At 42.9% G+C, this 16,915-nt stretch carries 15 protein-coding genes; 14 read left to right on the top strand and 1 reads right to left on the bottom strand.

Annotation, left to right across the window (positions count from 1 at the left end; translation table 11 throughout):
* Positions 1-7 precede the first annotated feature (7 nt).
* From priA to BMX79_RS02430, 9 genes are all read left to right on the top strand, one after another.
* On the top strand, positions 8-2,422 hold the full coding sequence (gene priA, locus BMX79_RS02470) for a primosomal protein N' (RefSeq protein ID WP_091478823.1): 2,415 nt from the start codon (positions 8-10) through the stop codon (positions 2,420-2,422).
* A 19-nt stretch (positions 2,423-2,441) separates the two neighbouring features.
* Positions 2,442-3,386: a methionyl-tRNA formyltransferase gene (fmt, locus tag BMX79_RS02465; RefSeq protein WP_091478821.1), complete on the top strand. Its 945-nt coding sequence runs from the start codon at positions 2,442-2,444 to the stop codon at positions 3,384-3,386.
* Positions 3,379-4,740 (top strand): 16S rRNA (cytosine(967)-C(5))-methyltransferase RsmB, encoded by a 1,362-nt coding sequence (rsmB, locus tag BMX79_RS02460; RefSeq protein ID WP_091478820.1) that lies wholly within the window; start codon positions 3,379-3,381, stop codon positions 4,738-4,740. Before fmt ends, rsmB begins: the two co-directional genes overlap by 8 nt.
* Before the next feature lie 93 nt (positions 4,741-4,833).
* On the top strand, positions 4,834-5,562 hold the full coding sequence (locus BMX79_RS02455) for a Stp1/IreP family PP2C-type Ser/Thr phosphatase (RefSeq protein ID WP_091478818.1): 729 nt from the start codon (positions 4,834-4,836) through the stop codon (positions 5,560-5,562).
* Positions 5,563-7,575, top strand: a complete 2,013-nt coding sequence (gene pknB / locus BMX79_RS02450) for a Stk1 family PASTA domain-containing Ser/Thr kinase (protein ID WP_091478816.1) — start codon at positions 5,563-5,565, stop codon at positions 7,573-7,575.
* 14 nt (positions 7,576-7,589) lie between these two features.
* Positions 7,590-8,504: a ribosome small subunit-dependent GTPase A gene (rsgA, locus tag BMX79_RS02445; RefSeq protein WP_091478815.1), complete on the top strand. Its 915-nt coding sequence runs from the start codon at positions 7,590-7,592 to the stop codon at positions 8,502-8,504.
* Entirely contained in the window at positions 8,504-9,157 is a 654-nt protein-coding gene (rpe, locus tag BMX79_RS02440) for a ribulose-phosphate 3-epimerase (RefSeq protein ID WP_091478813.1), read from the top strand. The genes rsgA and rpe overlap by 1 nt, the downstream gene beginning before the upstream one ends.
* Positions 9,158-9,802, top strand: coding sequence for a thiamine diphosphokinase (locus BMX79_RS02435; protein WP_091478812.1), 645 nt, complete (start codon positions 9,158-9,160; stop codon positions 9,800-9,802).
* A 327-nt stretch (positions 9,803-10,129) separates the two neighbouring features.
* Entirely contained in the window at positions 10,130-10,504 is a 375-nt protein-coding gene (locus BMX79_RS02430; protein WP_170230944.1) for a PilZ domain-containing protein, read from the top strand.
* A gap of 197 nt (positions 10,505-10,701) precedes the next feature.
* Here the strand turns inward: BMX79_RS02430 and rpmB are convergent, their stop codons facing one another.
* The gene (gene rpmB, locus BMX79_RS02425; protein ID WP_034299399.1) at positions 10,702-10,890 is read right to left on the bottom strand and encodes a 50S ribosomal protein L28; all 189 of its coding nucleotides are present in this window, start codon (positions 10,888-10,890) and stop codon (positions 10,702-10,704) included.
* 362 nt (positions 10,891-11,252) lie between these two features.
* On the opposite strand from rpmB, the gene BMX79_RS02420 reads away from it, so the two are divergent.
* The 5 genes from BMX79_RS02420 (at position 11,253) to acpP (ending at position 16,878) form a co-directional block, all read left to right on the top strand.
* The gene (locus BMX79_RS02420) at positions 11,253-11,618 is read left to right on the top strand and encodes an Asp23/Gls24 family envelope stress response protein (RefSeq protein ID WP_091478809.1); all 366 of its coding nucleotides are present in this window, start codon (positions 11,253-11,255) and stop codon (positions 11,616-11,618) included.
* A gap of 45 nt (positions 11,619-11,663) precedes the next feature.
* A complete protein-coding gene (gene fakA / locus BMX79_RS02415) occupies positions 11,664-13,322 on the top strand; it encodes a DAK2 domain-containing protein (RefSeq protein WP_091478807.1) in 1,659 nt (552 codons plus the stop codon).
* A 78-nt stretch (positions 13,323-13,400) separates the two neighbouring features.
* Positions 13,401-15,443 carry an ATP-dependent DNA helicase RecG gene (recG, locus tag BMX79_RS02410; protein WP_091478805.1) on the top strand — a complete coding sequence of 681 codons (2,043 nt, stop codon included), beginning with the start codon at positions 13,401-13,403 and terminating at the stop codon, positions 15,441-15,443.
* Between the two features lie 28 nt (positions 15,444-15,471).
* Entirely contained in the window at positions 15,472-16,470 is a 999-nt protein-coding gene (gene plsX, locus BMX79_RS02405) for a phosphate acyltransferase PlsX (RefSeq protein WP_091478804.1), read from the top strand.
* A 168-nt stretch (positions 16,471-16,638) separates the two neighbouring features.
* Positions 16,639-16,878, top strand: coding sequence for an acyl carrier protein (gene acpP, locus BMX79_RS02400; protein ID WP_091478802.1), 240 nt, complete (start codon positions 16,639-16,641; stop codon positions 16,876-16,878).
* Positions 16,879-16,915: the final 37 nt, after the last annotated feature.

The raw sequence follows: 16,915 nt of genomic DNA, 5'->3' as shown, positions 1-16,915 counted from the left end.
GAATCAGATGGCATTATTTGCTGATGTTATAGTGGACGTGCCTACGTTACAGACGAATCAGCCTTATTCCTATAAAATCCCTGAACGTTTCGAAGCGTTTATTCAAAAAGGCATGAGAGTAATCGTTCCTTTTGGGAAGGGAAGCCGAACGGTACAAGGCTTTGTTGTCGGATTCAGTGATCAGACAGCTTTCTCCGGTGATATAAAAGAGATCCAGTCCCTAATGGATAATACGCCGGTATTGAGCGAAGAAATGATTGCTCTTGGAAGAGATCTGGCTTATCAGACTTTCAGCTTTCAGATCAAATGCTATCAGACGATGCTTCCTGCTGTTCTAAAAGCGCGGTATGTAAGGGTAATTCGTGTTATTGATGAAATAGATGAAGATCTGCTGTTCGATCTGTTTAAAGGGAGAGACCGAATAAGCTGGGAAGAAGCAGAAAAAGCAGACAGTCTGGATATTGTCCTTAAACTTGAAAAAGAAAAGAAAGTGCACATTGATTATGTCGTCACGGACAAGAGTACAGTCAAAACAGAAAAATATGTCAGACCGTTATTGTCATATGAGCAGCTGGAAGAAATGAAGATGGGTATCCCATCAAATGCACATAAACAGCTGATGCTTTTAAACCTGCTTCAGCAGATGAAAAAGGAAGAAGAACAGCCAGTCACTGCATTTAAAGAACATGGCCTTGCCTTGTCACATATTCGTACAGGTGAAGGAAAAGGGTGGTGTGAGGTCGTTGATAAGGAAGTCTTGAGGGATCCTTTTTCAGATATCACTTTTGACCAGAGCCATCCTCTTTCGCTTACAGCCGATCAGAAAGTGGCTTTCGACGCAATCGACAAGGCTGTAAAAACTGAACAGCATGATGTCTTCCTGCTGCAGGGTGTGACAGGAAGCGGCAAGACGGAAGTCTATCTTCAGACGATCTCTGAAGTTCTTAAAAAAGATAAAGGGGCGCTCATGCTTGTGCCTGAAATCGCATTGACCCCACAGATGGTCGAGCGCTTCAAAGGCCGATTCGGTGACAATGTAGCTGTCCTGCACAGCGGTTTATCTGATGGCGAAAAGTATGATGAATGGAGAAAAATCGAGAGAGGACAGGCACAAGTAGTGGTGGGCGCCCGTTCCAGTATTTTTGCTCCACTCAAACGTATCGGACTAATCATCATTGATGAAGAACATGAGACCACTTACAAGCAGGAAGAGTTTCCTAAATATCATGCCCGCGATATCGCTGTCTGGCGGGGACAGTATCACAACTGTCCTGTCCTTCTGGGAAGTGCAACGCCTTCGCTTGAATCAAGGGCGCGTGCGATGAAGGGGGTTTATACCCTACTTGAATTGAATGAGCGGGCTAACCGGGCTGCCATGCCGCAAGTCAAGGTCATAGATATGCGTGAGGAAGCTAAAAACGGAAACCGGTCCACTTTTTCAGATGCACTTCTGTCTGAACTGGACAAACGGATCCAGAGAAACGAGCAGTCTGTTCTTCTATTAAATAGAAGAGGGTATTCATCTTTTGTTCTCTGCCGAGACTGCGGATATGTACTTGAATGTCCCAACTGTGACATTTCTCAAACCCTTCATATGGATACTAAGACAATGAAGTGCCATTACTGCGGTCATGAAGAAGGGATTCCAAGAAACTGTCCTAAATGCACAAGCCCAGCGATCCGTTATTACGGAACTGGGACTCAGAAAGTAGAAGAGGAACTTCAGGAGTGTCTCCCACAAGCCCGAATCATTCGGATGGATGTCGATACGACTAGAAAAAAAGGGGCCCATCAGAAACTGTTCAAGCGTTTCGAACAGAAACAGGCTGACATCTTACTTGGTACCCAAATGATAGCCAAGGGGCTTGATTTCCCGGATGTCACTTTAGTTGGGGTCATTAATGCAGATACATCTCTTGGACTGCCTGATTTCCGGTCTGCAGAAAAAACCTTTCAGCTGCTTACCCAGGTGAGTGGACGTTCCGGACGTGGGCAGAAGACTGGAGAAGTCATCGTTCAGTCCTATAACCCGGATCATTATGCCATTCAAAAAGCAAAGCACCACGATTATGATTCTTTTTTCAAAAAAGAGATGAATCTGAGACGGCTCAGCGAATATAGTCCGTATTACTATCTGCTTAAACTGTCAGTCAGTCATGAGAATGAGATGACTGCAGCTAAGAAAATTCATGAATTCATTCAATTTCTGAAGCCGTCCTTAAGTAAGCAGGCTATTATATTGGGGCCGACTCCAAAGTCAATTGCCAGAACACATAACCGCTATCATTTCCAGACCATCATCAAGTATAAAAAAGAAGAGAAACTGAAAGAGAAGTGTCATGAGCTGCTGTTAAGTACTCAGAAGGAACAGGCAAAAGGTCTATTTATTTCTCTGGATTATCATCCGCTCGACTTTATTTAAAAAGAAAGGGGCTTACCCTATGTATAAAATCGTATTTATGGGTACACCAGAATTTTCAGTGCCGATACTGGAAGCACTTATTCAGGAAGAAGATTACGAGGTAATTGGAGTCGTCACTCAGCCTGACCGTAAAGTCGGGCGTAAAAAAGTGATGACCCCGCCACCTGTTAAAAAGAAAGCACGTGAACATGACATTGCTGTATTCCAGCCGGAGAAGTTATCCGGATCTGAGGAATTGGATCAGATTCTTGCACTTGATCCCGATATCATCGTTACAGCCGCCTATGGACAGTATGTGCCGACAAAAATGCTGAAAGCCCCAAAATATAAGGCAATCAATGTCCATGCGTCTCTCCTGCCTAAGTACAGAGGTGCGGCGCCTATTCATTATGCCCTGATCAATGGGGATAATGAAACAGGTGTAACAATCATGTACATGGAAAAGGAAATGGATGCAGGGGACATCATTTCCCAAAGATCACTGACAATCGAACCGGAAGATACTGTTGGAACGCTTTTTGATAAATTGAGTCTAGTCGGCAGAGATCTTCTTCTCGACACTTTGCCGGATATTTTTTCAGGTACACATACGCCTGAAAAACAGGACCTGGCTGAAGTAACCTTTTCACCCATGATTTCAAGAGAAGAAGAAAAAATCGACTGGGAAAAGCGAGCTGAAACGATCGCTTATAAAGTTCGTGGAATGAATCCTTTTCCAGGAGCGTATGCTTTGCTGAATGGTCAGCGATTTAAGATCTGGCTGGCAGAAGCAGTCGACAGATCATCGGATAAAGCTCCTGGGACGATAGTCAGGCTGACGAAAGATGAGATGCAGGTACAGTGCGGAGAGCAGACGGTCTTGTCTCTTAAAGAAGTTCAGCCATTCGGTAAGCCTAAAATGACGATAGAAGACTATCTGCCGGGAGCAGTCAACCACTTAGAAGAAGGGGAACGATTTGAGTAATAAGAAGATAAAGCAAAGCAGCCGGTATCTGGCTGTCGAGATTTTAGACAAGGTTGAAGCCAGTCAGGCTTTCAGCAATATTGTGCTGAACGATGTACTCAGACAGAACCAGCTGTCCCCAGAAGACACGCGTTTTCTGACTGAGCTGGTATATGGTGTCATTCAGAATAAGCTGAAACTGGACTATCAACTGGATCCATTTATCAGAAAGCAGAAGAAAATAGATGGATGGGTCATGCAGCTGCTGCGTGTATCCTTATACCAGATCACACTTCTCGATAAAGTACCTATACATGCGATAGTGAATGAAGCTGTTAATATTGCTAAGATCATAGGAAATAGGGGGATCTCAGGGTTTGTCAACGGCGTGCTCCGTGCTATTGAGCGCAAAGGGGTACGTTCAGTCGACGACATCAGTGATCCGATAAACAAATTGTCCATTAAGTACAGTTACCCTGAGTGGATCGTTACGCTTCTATCAGAAGAAGTTGGAATGGAAGAGACAGAAAAGATCCTCGATTCCTTATCTGACAAGGCCCGCTTGAGTTTAAGGGTCAACACGACACTCAAGTCTGTGGAGGCTGTCCAGAAGCAGCTGGAACTGGAAGGATTTGAAACTGAAAAGAGCAAAGTGTCTGACAACGGACTGATCTGCCTGCGCGGTCTGCCTGTGCACTCGTCCTTATTTAAGGATGGAATCATCACGATACAGGACGAAAGTTCCATGCTCGTTGCTGAAGCACTGCAAGTTGAAGCTGGGGATGCTGTTCTGGACGCCTGTGCAGCACCAGGGGGGAAAACCACCCACATTGCCACTTATCTGGATAAGAACAAAGGCGGACAGGTGACCGCTCTTGATCTCCATGAGAAAAAAATAAGAAAAATAAGAGAAAATGCGGATCGCCTGGGATTTGCTGATATAATAATAACGAATGCCATGGATGCGAGAAAAGCCGCTGAAACATTTGAACACGAGTCATTCGACAAGATACTAATCGATGCCCCATGTTCAGGTCTAGGTCTTATGAGAAGGAAACCGGATATCCGCTACCAGAAAAAACTGTCAGATATACACGCTCTGCAGAAAGTCCAGCTGGAAATTCTTACTTCTGTCGCTCCGCTTCTGAAAAAAGGTGGACGACTAGTTTACAGTACTTGCACAATTACTAGAAAAGAAAATGATGATGTAGTAAAAGCTTTTCTCTCGGAACAGCCATCATTTGAAATCGAACCGGTTTACAGAAAGAACACCGACATCAAACTATCTGATGATGGCTTTCTTCATCTGTATCCACATCGGTATCATACTGACGGTTTTTTCATCGCCTCTTTAAGAAAGACACAATCAGTATAATTTGCTCACTGATCATAGGGTTATGGTCGGTGATTTACATAGGAAAATATGGAGTGATACAATCTGAATACTTATAAGAAAACACATATTGGAATGAGAACGACTAATCAGGATTTTGTCGAACTCTTTTACAACCAGGCCGATCAGCTGCTGGCTATTTTATGTGACGGCATGGGTGGACACAAGGCGGGAGATATCGCCAGCGAGATGGCTGTCATGCAGCTGGGACACCGATGGAAAGAAACGTCTTTTTCAAGGTCTTCTGATGTAAAGGAATGGCTTGACAGGCAGATAAATATAGAGAATAAGCGGATCTACAGGGTAGCCAGAACTTACAATGATCTTCAGGGGATGGGTACCACCCTTGTTACTGCAGCGTTTATAGATGAAACGATTGTAATAGGGAATATCGGCGACAGTAGAGCTTACCAGTTGAATGCTAATGGTGATATGTGTCAGATCACAGTCGATCATTCATTTGCCAACGAACTCCGTATGAGCGGTGAGATTACGGAGGAAGAAGCAAGGACTCATCATCAGAGACATACCCTGACACGCTCGCTTGGAGTATTTGATAAAGTAATGATTGATTTTTTTGAACTGAAAATAGAAGAGACACAGTTGATCCTGCTCTGCTCAGATGGGCTGTCCAATGGGGTCGACAGGAAAGAGATGAACAACATCGTGCAAAATGAACTGAGTTTAAGCAGTAAAGCCGAAGCTTTGATTGCTGCTTCACTTAAAAATGGATCGACAGATAATATAACCGTCTGCCTGATCGATCTGACTGAACAGTCGCTGAATGTTAGGAGGGGAGCGTAAGTGATTCCCGGAGAAAGAATAAGCAACAGATATAAGATAATAAGAGAAATAGGATCCGGAGGTATGGCTCAAGTATACCTGGCAGAAGATCTTATTCTTGAAAGACATGTGGCCGTTAAACTGATGGCCTATAATTTTCATAATGACGAAGCCAGTATCAGACGCTTCAAGAGAGAAGCCCTTTCTACAACTGAACTGACCCACCCGAATATTGTCAATGTGGTCGATGTAGGGGAAGACGATACACCCTATATCGTCATGGAATATGTGGAAGGATACGATTTGAAGGAATTTATTCGCCAGAACCATCCAATTCCTTATAAGAAAACAATTGAGATCATGTCTCAGATTTTGAATGCTGTGGAATATGCGCATAATCATAATATCATCCATAGAGACCTTAAACCGCAGAATATTCTTATTGATCACAATGAAAAGGTTAAAATAACAGATTTTGGAATCGCAGTGGCATTGTCAGAAAATTCCATCACTCAAACTAACTCGCTGCTGGGATCCGTTCACTATATCTCCCCAGAGCAGGCGAGAGGAAGTATGGCAACGAAACAGTCGGATATCTATTCACTGGGAATCCTTCTTTATGAACTGCTCTCTGGCCGTGTGCCATTCGATGGGGAATCTCCTGTATCGATTGCCTTGAAGCATTTCCAGAATGATATGCCATCATTAAAAGAAAATGACTCTTCACTTCCGCAGGCTCTCGAAAATGTGGTTCTGAAAGCCACAGCTAAGGAACCGGGTGACCGATACCGGTCTGTGGCAGAGATGAAGAAGGATCTAGAAACATCCTTGTCAGAAACACGGGCAGATGAACAGAAATTTGCGCCCGTATCTGGACATGACGATGAAACACGGATGATCGAACCGGTTAAAATCAGGCCGGATAAAACGGAAGCACCTTCAGCTGAGCAGAAACCAGCTGAAGAGCCGGATAAAGCTGCACCCGAACCTAATAAAGACAAGAAGAGAAAACGGAGAAGGAAAGGCTTGCTGTTCATCATTATTCTTCTTTTGATGCTGATCGGCTCTCTTCTGGTCTTCAGTATGACACGTCCAAGAGAGGTGAGTGTACCGGATCTGGCTGGCCTAACGCTTGAAGAGGCCGAAGAAGAACTGGAAGAACTGAATCTGCAGGTGGGAGATATCGTTGAGCAGAACAGCAGTGATGTGGAAGCAGGTAGAATAATCCGTACAAATCCGTCACCTGATGCAGTACTCCGAGAATCTGCTTCAGTTAACCTGTATGTCAGCCTGGGGGAAGAGATGATCACCCTTGAAGATTATGAAAATGTCTCATATGAGGATGCGAGAGCTGAACTGACAGATATGGGCTTCACGGTAGAAAGAGAAGACGTATTCAGTAATGATATATCTGAAGGGAATGTCGTCTCCCAAAGTATACCTGCCGGCGAAGAAGTAGTGCCAAGTGAATCGACGATCATCCTAGAAGTAAGCAGCGGTCCGGAAGGCTTTACTCTTAGACGCTTGATTGGTTATTCTTCTGTGGGTGTAGAAGATTATGCCAATGATCTGAACCTTTCAGTAACTATTACCAATGAACCGCACGATACGATTCCTGAAGGGCAGGTCGCACGACAGTCTCCTGAGCCGGGAACAACGGTATATCCGGGATCTAGAATCTCAGTTGTCTTTTCAACCGGACCTGAAGAACCTGAATATGTTACGTTTGACAGAGGCATCATCATTGAGTACCTCAGTGAGTCAGGAGAAGAGGCAGAAAATGATGGGGATGAAGAAAATGAAGAAGATAATGAAAACGGAGAATCAGAGGAAGGGTTGACCCCTAATGCGATCGAGATCTATGTCGAAGATGCTGAAAATTCTTTTGACGATGTCTACCGAGCGTTTGATATTTATGAAGACACACCAGAAATCATTACATTTGTAGTGGAAGAAGGACAGACAGCCAGTTTCAGAATTGTCAGAGACGGAGAAGTCATTAGAGAAGAAACAGGGATAAGCCCGAACGATTAAAAGGAGGAAACTACTTGCGCGAAGGACGAATCATAAAAGCACTCAGCGGTTTCTATTATATCCAGACACCTGAAAAAGATGTCTATCAGACTCGCCCTAGAGGAATTTTCAGGAAGAGAAATGAAACACCTCTCGTTGGTGATAAAGTGAAGTTTACATTTGAGACAGATAAAGAAGGAACACTTGAAGAAATCATGCCGAGAGAAAATGAACTGTCGCGTCCGTCCGTTGCCAATGTGGACCTTGGTTTTGTCATCATGTCGGTCAAGGATCCGGATTTTTCCACATCTCTTCTTGACCGTTATCTTGTATCTCTTGAGCAGCATCATATAAGACCGGTCATATACATTACAAAGACAGACCTGACCACAGAGGAAGAATATGACTCTGCGGAGAATCTTGCTGAGATTTATACTGCGATCGGATATAAAGTAATTTTGCCGGATCAACATGAACAAGTAAGTCCAGCCACACTGCAGGAGCGATTTGGAGATCTGGTCAAAGATAAGCTGGCTGTGTTCATGGGTCAGTCCGGAGCAGGTAAATCTACTCTGCTGAACAGTCTTGACCCGGAGCTTAAACTAAAGATCGGTGAGACATCCAAATCACTTGGAAGAGGAAAGCATACGACAAGACATGTTGAGCTGGTGCCTTTGCTCGGAGGTCTGATCGCAGATACACCTGGATTCAGTGCAATTCAGTTTGATGAGCTGGATGCGAAGGATCTGTCAGCCTGTTTTCCTGAAATATGGGAAAAAGGAAAAGACTGTCGGTTCAGTGGATGTATACACCAGAATGAACCAAATTGTGCCGTCAAGAAGGCTGTTGAAGAACAAGCGATAGCAGCATTTCGATACGATAATTATCTGTCTCTTATTGAAGAAATACAGAACAGAAAACCACGTTATGGAAAGAAGAGGGGAAAATAATGGTAAAAATAGCGCCATCGATTCTTAGTGCAGATTTTGCGAATCTGAAGAATGAGATTCAGAAAGTCGAAAATGGGGGAGCAGACTGGATTCATATCGATACAATGGACGGGCATTTTGTACCAAACCTGTCCTTTGGTGTACCGATAGTCAAATCTGTTCGACCACACACCCAGTTGCCTCTTGACTGCCATCTGATGGTGGAAAACCCCGAGAATTATATCAATGATTTTGCAGAGGCTGGAGCAGATATTATCTCGATCCATGCTGAAAGCACGGTCCATCTTCACCGAGCACTTCAGATGATCCGAACGGCTGATGTTAAAGCCGGCCTCGTGATCAATCCAGCCACACCCGTCTCCATGATAGCTGACAGTCTGCACATGACAGATCTCGTCCTTGTCATGACAGTTAATCCTGGATTTGGAGGACAGTCATTTATTAAAGAAACAGTCAGTAAAATCGAACAGCTGGCTGCTCTGAAAGAAAAACATGGCTACTCCTATGAAATAGAAGTTGACGGCGGAATAAACGACGAGACTGCAAAAGTCTGTATAGAAGCAGGCGCTACTGTATTAGTAGCCGGCTCTTATGTCTATGGGGCGAGTGATGCTGGGCAGCAGATCACCAATCTGAAACAGTCGGTGAATTAGATGAGTACGGTCCATATTATGCTGGGCAGCCCGGATGATCAAAGAGTCTGGCCACCAAAGAACCCACAGGATCGCTACATCGGAGTGGACAGAGGAGCATTTTATCTAACTGAAAATGGGTACAGACCAGATCTGGTTCTGGGCGATTTCGATTCGATTTCAGAGATGGAAAAGCAGAAGATAAAAGAACGTGTTGGATCATATATTGAAGTGGATCCTGATAAAGAAGATACGGATGCAGAGCTTAGTCTGATCTATGTCATGAAGCATTTTGACTCAGAAAAAGTGATTGTCTATGGCTGGTCAGGTGGGCGTCTGGATCATCTGATGAGCATTCTTATGATTCCATTGCAGCCTAGATTCCACAACATCCTAGAAAAAATAGAGTTTGTCAATCAGACTAACAGCATAAAGTATTATCGGCCCGGTGTACACAAAGTGGTTAAAGAGCAGAATAAAACCTACTGCTCGGTTATCGGGATGACTCAGGTCAAGCTCCTGTCTCTTGGTCAGGGGTTCAAGTATCAGCTCGATGGAGCAGATTATGACTACCCAGCAGCTCTGATTAGTAATGAGTTCGTGGCAGCAACTGCAAACCTGTCCTTTAAGTCGGGTATAATAGCTTTTGTTCAAAGTAGAGATTGAATATATTTATATCAGATTATGATTTCAGGAATGCTAATAAATCCAGATGGCTAAACTTTGACTGAACGAAAAGCAATGAGACCTCTCCAAAAGTGGTGAGAGCACTCATTGCTTTTTTAGTCAAAAGAATCAGGTGAGCGAAAGGATAATAGTGAAAATCCTATCCCATCTTAAAATTAGTTGTCTGAACACCATACTGAAGACAGCAGATGATATGCCTATAGTTAAAATTTATAGTATAGACCGCTCTAAGATATGTTAATATAGGAATATAATAATTGATACCATAACAAATTAAGCTTTTACATAGCGAATAGAGGTATGCAGATGATTAGTAATAGAAGGAAGTTCTTCCGCTGCCGGATCAGTGGGTTCAAAGAAGCGACGATGATCCTACCGGCAAAGGAAGATAGAATTTATAAAGTAACACTCAGCAATATTAGTGGTAATGGATTGTCCTTTGTGAGCAGAGAATCATTCAAGGTCACCGAGTTTCTGACATATACGTTTAAATTTGAACTGGAAGAAGAATGGTTTGAACTGGAGGGGTGCATTGTCCGCAAGAGCGGAGAGGAGAACCGGTACATTAAGTACGGCGTAAAACTAGCTCCTTTATCAGTAAAAGAAGAGTCAAGACTAATTGGAGTGATAAATAAGTATCAGATCAAACAGAATAAATCTGATCTTTTTTCAGAAGACTGAACTTAATATAGTGTTGGCTGAGATCCTTTAAGTACTATTTCATTAAAACAACCCGACAGTCCATGACTAGTTTGTCCTGGGCTGTCGGGTTGTTTTGCTGATTGTCTTAGACAGCCCTTTTTGAGAAATAAAAGAATATCAAAAAAAACCTGCACATGCTAAATTGATTAACATCTGCAGGCTCTATGATTTTATTATTATACGCGTTCAACTTTTCCTGATTTTAAAGCGCGGGCAGAAACCCATACTTTTTTAGGTTTTCCATCAACCATGATACGAACTTTTTGTAAATTCGCAGCGAAGCGACGTTTTGATTTGTTGTTAGCGTGTGAGCGGTTGTTTCCGCTTCTAGCTTTACGTCCAGTTACAAAACATTCTTTAGCCATTTTTTCTCCTCCTTCGTGCATAGCTTTAACAAACAAAGCTAACTCATACTTATATAAAGTATCACATATCAGTGAATGAAGCAAGTCTTTTTTTGCAATCGTTCAAGGATTATTACTTTACAGCCCTTGATATTTATTTTTTTCTGAAAGTCATTATGAATACTAAGTTTTATCTACAAAAGTAGGCTGGAACAGTGTATACTGGAGGATATAACATAAACGGTTTATTCATCTCATCCCCAGAGGCAAGGTCCGGATTATCTTGTCTTTTTTTAGGGGATGCGATATGCTAAAATATGTTTGAATATCAAAAGAAACCTTTAAAAAACTCTGTATATATAGTAGGAGAAAGGGGAAAAAGGATGAGTGTTCAGTTGAACAATGAATTTGGAACGATCGAAATGTCAAATGATGTCATATCGACTGTAGTGGGTGGAGCAGCTACGGAGATTTTCGGAATCGTAGGTATGGCCAGCCGTAAACATGTGAGAGATGGAATCAATGAAATCCTGAATAGAGACAACTACTCAAGAGGTGTAGAGGTCAGACAGGAAGATCAGGATATCGCAGTAGATGTCTACATCGTAGTCAGTTACGGCACAAAAATAACAGAAGTATCTAAAAATGTTCAGGAGCGAGTGAGATACCAGCTGGAACATGACCTGGGTATTGTCGCCAGTTCAGTGAATGTATATGTTCAGGGCGTAAGAGTTCAAAATGACATGTAAGCCATAGTCACTGTTCTGAATGTGACAAAGGAGGAAATTGCAAAAGTGGATGTTAAGAGTTTAAAATCAAAGAAGTTTAAAGAAATGGTGGCCCTGGGCAGGAAACGTCTGGACGAACAGACTGAATATGTTAACTCATTGAATGTATTCCCGGTACCGGATGGTGACACAGGGACAAATATGAATTTATCATTTACCAGCGGAGCCAATGCTGTTAAAGATTCAACCAGTGAAAATATGGGAGATACAGCTCAGGCATTGGCCAAAGGTCTGCTTATGGGTGCTCGAGGAAATTCAGGTGTTATTCTTTCCCAGCTTTTCAGAGGCTTTTCCAAAGCGATCGAAGGCAAAGAGGAAATCAATGCACAGGATTTAGCTGCAGCTTTTCAAGGTGGAGTGGACACAGCCTATAATGCAGTAATGAAACCTGTTGAAGGAACAATCCTGACAGTTGCCAGACAGTCAGCAAAAGCCGGATCGAAAAAGGCTGAGGAAACTGATGATATTATCCAGATAATGGAAACCGTTCTTAATGCGGCTAAAAAATCGCTTAAAAAGACTCCGGATCTTTTACCTGTTCTTAAAGAAGTAGGTGTTGTCGACAGTGGCGGACAAGGTCTGGTCTATATTTATGAAGGGTTCCTTTCTTCACTGACTGGAGAAGAGCTTGTTGAAGAAGAACATGAACTGGATGAACTGGTTCGTGCAGAACACCACAGAGGTGGCGTGCATGAGCATGTATCAACTGAGGACATCACGTTTGGATACTGTACTGAAATCATGGTCCGTATCGGCGAAGGGGAAACGGTTGAGCAGGAATTTGACTACGAAGAGTTCAGAAATTACTTAGATAAACTAGGGGATTCTCTTTTAGTCGTAGCAGATGAAGAGGTCATTAAAGTACATGTGCATACTGAAAAACCGGGCGAAGTCATGAACTACGGCCAAAAATTCGGTTCACTGATGAAAATCAAAGTTGATAATATGCGTGAGCAGCACTCAGAGCTGTCTCATACTAATGAATCAGCCCCACAAAATACTAAGAAAAAAGACTTCTCTGTTGTAGCGATAGCTCCTGGCGAAGGGCTTAAAGTCCTGTTTGAAAGCCTGGGTGTTGATTGTGTGCTTCAGGGTGGACAGACGATGAATCCAAGTACTGAAGATATCGTCAAAGCCATGGAAAGCGTACCAGCAGACAACTACATTATTCTGCCTAACAATAAGAATATCTTCATGGCTGCTGAGCAGGCTGCACAAGTCATTGAAGCAAGTGCTGCTGTCGTGGAGACACGTACGATCCAGCAAGGACTGACAGCTATGCTGGGATACAATCCGGCACATGATCTGGAAACAAATAAAGAGACAATGACTGAAGAACTGGATCTCGTAAAATCCGGTCAAGTCACATTTGCAGTTAGAGACACCGAGATCAACGGCCTGACGATCCGAAAGGACGACTTTATGGGTCTGATCGATGGAGAAATCAAAGTGACAGAGCCTGACATGTTTGATGTAGCGGTCAAGACAATCGAGCTGATGGTTGATGAAGACAGCGAGATCGTTACACTGCTTATCGGTGAAGATGGAACTGAAGAAGAAGCTGAAAAAATCTCTGAGTATATTAACGATAACTTCCCTGATTTGGAAGTCGAAATCCATACTGGAGATCAGCCCGTTTATCCGTATCTGATTTCTGTAGAATAATTATTAAGAGGAATAGGAGAAACGACTTGTGATTCTGTTGTTTCCTCTATTCCTGTTTTTTTAGAAAGGAGAGAGTGTGTGAATCAGTCTATTCAAGACCCGGTATCAGTGCTCTCAGGCGTTGGAGAAAAAAGAATTGATGCTCTGAACGATTTGGGTATTTACACCATTTACGATCTTCTGACCCATTATCCATTTCGCTATGAAGACTTGACTGTCAGAGCTATCGATGAGATTGAAGATAACGAGAAAGTAGTACTTGAAGGTATTGCGCTGTCAGATGGTGTGCTGAGTCACTTTGGAAGAAGAAAGAATCGTCTGACTTTTCGTATCAACTGTGATCATGTGATAGTCAATGTGACTTTTTTTAATCAGCCTTTTCTTCAGAAGCAGGTACAGGCCGGTAACCTTTTAAAGATATACGGGCGCTGGGATATCAATAGAAAACAGCTTAACGGCATAAAAATCCTTTCTACAGGAAATGAAGATCAGAATACCGAAGCCATTTATCATACGACGAAAAAAATCAGACAGTCGACTTTGCTCAAGCTGATTAGACAGGCATGGGACATCTATCATCCTTTTATAGAGGATAATATGCCACTGACTCTACTGGAAGAGTTTCAGCTGTCGAGCATGAAAGAGACGATATTCAATATGCATTTTCCGGAAAGTGATGAGCAGCTTGAAAAGGCCCGGTACTCAGTTGTATTCAGAGAGTTTTTTTACTATCAGATGAAACTGATCTGGCGAAAGAAACAGCTGAAGAACAGCCAGTTTGGTAATCGGATCGAATATGATGTTGATAGACTGAAGTCATTTTTCAGGAGTCTGCCATACGAACTGACGGAGGCTCAGAAAAGAGTAGTCAATGAAGTCTGTAAAGATCTTCTGTCTTCCCGCCAGATGTTCAGACTGGTGCAGGGGGATGTCGGGAGCGGAAAGACAGTGGTAGCCGCTGCAGCGATATTAGCTGCCCAGACAGATGGCAGGCAGACGGCATTCATGGCTCCCACAGAAATTCTTGCCGCTCAGCATAAAGAGTCTTTAGATGAGATGTTCCTGGATATAGATATAACAGTTGCTCTGCTGACAGGATCCACTCGCAGGAAAGAGAGAGATAAGATTCTTGAAGGTCTGGAAAATGGGTCGATAGATTGTGTCGTTGGAACTCATGCCCTGATACAGGAAGGGGTCAATTACAAGTCTCTCGCCCTCGTAATCACAGATGAGCAGCACCGGTTCGGAGTGAACCAGAGAAAGGCTTTGAGAGAAAAGGGCTATCACCCTGACGTGCTCTTCATGACGGCCACTCCTATCCCAAGAACGTTATCGATTACGGCTTATGGGGAGATGGATGTATCGATCATCGATGAGATGCCTAAGGGACGAAAACCGGTGTCAACTTACTGGATCCGTCCGGCTCATTTTGACAGACTCATTGGCTTTGTACAGAAAGAGCTGCGTAAAGGCCATCAGGTATATGTCATCAGTCCGCTGATTGAAGAGTCGGAAACTATGGATCTCGAAAATGTAACTGCACTACAGACTACCTACCAAGGAGCTCTCGGCAGTCAGGCAGCAGTCGGGCTGCTTCATGGAAAAATGACACCTTCAGAAAAAGAAGAAGTTATGGCAGCATTTCAGGCAAACGAACTGAATGTGCTCGTCTCGACAACAGTCATCGAAGTAGGCGTAAATGTCCCCAACGCTACATTAATGGTCATTCACGACGCAGACCGGTTCGGCCTGGCTCAGCTGCATCAGCTGAGAGGCAGAGTAGGGCGTGGAGCAGATGAATCTTACTGTGTTCTGATCGCTGATCCTAAAGGAGAAAAAGGAGCAGAGAGGATGAAAATCGTCACCGAAACGAGTGACGGCTTTGTCCTCAGTGAGAAAGATCTGGAAATGCGTGGGTCCGGAGATATGTTCGGGCTGAAGCAGTCGGGGATGCCTGAATTCAAACTTGCTGACATCAATGAAGATGCAGTAATTTTAGAAGACGCACGTAAGCAGGCTATACTGCTGCTGAATTCAGAAGAGTTTTATCAGGAAGAAGCATATGCTGGGCTCAGAAACGAGATAGGAATCATCCTCGATCAGCAGCCGATCCTTGACTAACATTATAAAGTAACAGGAGGAAATAAAAGTGAGAATTGCTGTAGATGCTATGGGCGGAGATAATGCCCCTAAGGAAATAGTAAAAGGCTGTTTAAGAGCAGCCAGAGAATTTTCAGATGTGACACTTGTTTTATATGGGAAGGAAGAAGCAATCAGAAATGAATTGAGTGAAGACCTTCCTAACATCGAGATCGTTCATTCCGAAGAAGTGGTCAAAAGTGATGACGATCCGGTCAGGTCAATTAGAAGAAAAAAAGAATCATCAATGGTCAAAGCCGCTTACTCAGTAAAAAATGGTGAAAACCACGCCTTGTTCTCGGCAGGGAACACGGGTGCATTGCTCGCTGCAGGAACGTTAATTATTGGACGTATGAAAGGAATCGACCGCCCGGGACTTCTGGCGACCTTTCCTGCATTATCAGATAAACGAGCTGTCTTCAATATGATTGATGTAGGGGCGAATGCAGATTCGAAACCTCTCAATATCAACCAGTACGCCACTTTAGGAACCTATTACTCAAAACATGTCCACGGAATAGATAAGCCGACTGTTGGACTGCTGAACAACGGGACAGAAGAAAATAAAGGAAATGACCTGTCTAAATCATCGTATGCCTTATTGAAAGAAAACGATTCGATCGATTTTATCGGTAATGTAGAAGCAAGAGACCTTCTCGATGGGGTTGCTGACGTCGTTGTTACGGATGGTTTCACAGGGAATGCGGTGCTTAAGACTATTGAAGGAACCGCCATCTCTCTAATGAGCGTCATAAAGAGTGCAATTATGGATAATGGAATCAAAGCCAAACTTGGTGGACTGATGCTGAAAGACAGTCTCAAAGAAGTGAAAGATCTGCTTGATTATTCCAAGTATGGAGGAGCAGTACTGTTTGGTCTTAAAGCGCCAGTAATTAAGACCCATGGATCAGCAACTGAAGAACCAGTCTATCATACCATCAGACAGATTAGAGAAATGCTTGAATCGAGCTTGCTTGAAGATCTAATTAGTCATTTTGAAAATCAGTGAGCTCGACCATATTTGTAATATATGACGTTTTTTTGTAATTCTTTTAAAATATATGGAAATTACAATGAGGATGTTATACAATTATCCTTGTGAATCAAATGATATTTTAATAATAGATTAATATAACTAAAAGAATCTGATCAATTATCAGTAAAGGAGTAGAGTAGAATGAATGAACAGGAAGTATTTGATAAAGTTAAAAATATTATTGTTGAGCGTTTAGGTGTAGATGAAGAGAAAATCTCACGCGACACGACATTTAAAGATGATCTGGGGGCAGACTCTCTAGATATAGTGGAACTGGTCATGGAGATGGAAGATACATTTGGTAAAGAAATATCAGATGAAGATGCTGAACAGATCACGACTGTCGGAAAAGCTGTTGATTACATCAAGGATAATGCATAGTTTATTTTGAACAAAATTTGACTCCTTAGGTTAAATT

Origin of the sequence: Alkalibacterium pelagium (assembly GCF_900109325.1) — a bacterium.
Lineage (GTDB): Bacteria > Bacillota > Bacilli > Lactobacillales > Carnobacteriaceae_A > Alkalibacterium > Alkalibacterium pelagium.
The sequence above is the reverse complement of the archived record's forward strand: the minus strand, read 5'-3'. Positions and strand labels throughout refer to the sequence as shown.